General features: G+C 50.3%; 2 protein-coding genes and 1 pseudogene. All 3 read left to right on the top strand.

Annotated elements, in window-relative coordinates:
- Positions 1–254, top strand: a pseudogene (locus tag B7992_RS16125) (hypothetical protein); the annotation flags it as partial.
- A 233-nt stretch (positions 255–487) separates the two neighbouring features.
- A complete protein-coding gene (locus B7992_RS16120) occupies positions 488–1,444 on the top strand; it encodes an Rpn family recombination-promoting nuclease/putative transposase (RefSeq protein WP_088666810.1) in 957 nt (318 codons plus the stop codon).
- Positions 1,445–1,699: 255 nt separating this feature from the next.
- Positions 1,700–2,344 carry an Rpn family recombination-promoting nuclease/putative transposase gene (locus B7992_RS16115; protein WP_088666809.1) on the top strand — a complete coding sequence of 215 codons (645 nt, stop codon included), beginning with the start codon at positions 1,700–1,702 and terminating at the stop codon, positions 2,342–2,344.
- The last annotated feature ends 120 nt before the right edge of the window (positions 2,345–2,464 follow it).

The following is a 2,464-nucleotide window of genomic DNA, read 5'->3' as shown; positions in this document are numbered from 1 at the left end:
AGGAACTGAAGATGGCTTTCAAGAGTATTGGACAAAGGCTTGGCTTTGTGAGTGCAGGCGACGAACGACGCGCTCTTGAACGCAAGGTTCGCAGAATGGAGTCGGCAAGCAAGGCTAAGGATGCGAAACTGGCCGACCAGGCCAATGCTCTCGCTGAGAAGGACAATGCTCTCGCTGAGAAGGACAATGCTCTTGCTGAGAAGGATGCACTGATTGCTGCTCTTCAGGCGAAGCTGGCCGAAAAAAGCAAATAGCTGCTGCAAGCATTTCGCATAACGTTAGGACCCTACGCGGGTCCTTTTTTGTTTGCGTCTCCCCCGCGCCCCTCCGGTGTCCACGACCTGTTCGGGGATCTCCTTTGTTTGTGCTAAAAAATTTTACAATCATTTTTCAAAAAATCGGGATCCATTCCTTGCAAAAAAGCGTGTATAGGATTGGTGGTAATTTTGCCTTCCCGCAAAGGTATGCGCAACAACCGAAAAAATACATGAACAAAAGAAAACATGACGGATTCCTGAAGTACGTCTTTTCAAAACCGGTCAACGCAAAGGCTCTTTTCGAGATGGCGTCAAGGACTAACAAGAACCTGGCCGACATCCTCGCCGAAGTGGACCTGGATACCCTTGAAGAAATTCCCGAAGCGTTCGACGAGGTGGGCGAGCGGGGCGAAGCGGATCTCGCCTTCAAGGTGAAGGCCCTCGCCGGTGGTGAAATGCGTTTTGGCCTGCTGCTTGAACACAAGTCCTCGCCAAGCAACGGGATCATGTCGCAGATTGGCCGTTACGCCATCAACGTGATGGTGGACAAGGGTAATGCTAAATATCCTTGGCTGCCTACGAAGGCAATCGTTGTTTATAACGGAACTGACCCCTGGGACCCTCTCGCACAGTACAAGAACATCCATGCCATGTACAACGGACGCATTCCGCATTTCGAGTTCGCCTTCGTGAACCTGGCGGAACTTGACGACGACCTTTGCCTTGCCCACGGCAACGCCGAGGCGGCCATTGGCGCTATTACCATGAAGTATGCTTTCGACATGGCAAAGTACGAGTCCTTGCTGCCGGAAATCGAGAAAAAATTGCGTGTATTGCCCAGCAGCGAAAGTGCTTGCCTTGTAAGTAAGATTGAGTTATATTTGGATGAGTATGTCAGCCGCAAGGCATTGGAGGAGCTGAAGATGGCTTTCCAGAGTATTGGACAAAGGCTTGGCTTTGTGAGCGCCGGAGACGAATACCGCGCCCTTGAACGCAAGGTTCGCAGAATGGAGTCGGCAAGCAAGGCAAAAGATGCGAAACTGGCTGCGAGTGAAGCTAAACTGGCCGACCAGGCCAATGCTCTCGCTGAGAAGGACAATGCTCTTGCTGAGAAGGACAATGCTCTTGCTGAGAAGGATGCACTGATTGCTGCTCTTCAGGCGAAGCTGGCCGAAAAAAGCAAATAGCTGCTGCAAGCATTTCGCATAACGTTAGGACCCCTCGCGGGTCCTTTTTTATTTGCGTCATTCCAGCGATTCCATTGCTGTCTCCCCGCACCCCTCCGGTGTCCACGACCTGTTCGGGGATCTCCTTTGTTCGTGCTAAAAAATTTTACAATCATTTTTCAAAAAATCGGGATCCATTCCCCGCAAAAAAGCGTGTATAGGATTGGTGGCGATTTTGCCTTCCCGCAAAGGTGTGCGCAACAACCGAAAAAATACATGAACAAAAGAAAACATGACGGATTCCTGAAGTACGTCTTTTCAAAACCGGTCAACGCAAAGGCTCTTTTCGAGATGGCGTCAAGGACTAACAAGAACCTGGCCGACATCCTCGCCGAAGTGGACCTGGATACCCTTGAAGAAATTCCCGAAGCGTTCGACGAGGTGGGCGAGCGGGGCGAAGCGGATCTCGCCTTCAAGGTGAAGGCCCTCGCCGGTGGTGAAATGCGTTTTGGCCTGCTGCTTGAACACAAGTCCTCGCCAAGCAACGGGATCATGTCGCAGATTGGCCGTTACGCCATCAACGTGATGGTGGACAAGGGTAATGCTAAATATCCTTGGCTGCCTACGAAGGCAATCGTTGTTTATAACGGAACTGACCCCTGGGACCCTCTCGCTCAGTACAGGAACATTCACGCCATGTACAACGGACGCGTTCCGCACTTTGAGTTCGCCTTCGTGAACCTGGCGGAACTTGACGATGAGATATGCCTTGCCCACGACAATGCCGAGGCTGCCATTGGTGCGATTACCATGAAGTATGCTTTCGACATGGCAAAGTACGAGTCCTTGCTGCCGGAAATCGAGAAAAAATTGGGCTCTTCATCAACATGTGTGGGTGGCTTCGCCACCCTTTTTTGTTGACATTCGCCTAAATTAAACAAAAAATGGGCTATTTTCTAAAATTTAATCGCCAAAAAAAACAGAAGAAAAAGCCCATGTCAAAATTATACAAATCCATCTTCAATGTCAACGGCTGTACTG

The organism is Fibrobacter sp. UWH1, from assembly GCF_002210365.1.
Taxonomy (GTDB): Bacteria; Fibrobacterota; Fibrobacteria; order Fibrobacterales; family Fibrobacteraceae; genus Fibrobacter.
This window is presented reverse-complemented; position numbering and strand designations above follow the sequence as displayed.

What these genes read in the sequence shown, in the direction of transcription:
- B7992_RS16115 (WP_088666809.1), top strand. Translation starts at nt 1,700, where the DNA reads ATGAACAAAAGAAAACATGACGGATTCCTGAAGTACGTCTTTTCAAAA.
- B7992_RS16120 (WP_088666810.1), top strand. Translation starts at nt 488, where the DNA reads ATGAACAAAAGAAAACATGACGGATTCCTGAAGTACGTCTTTTCAAAA.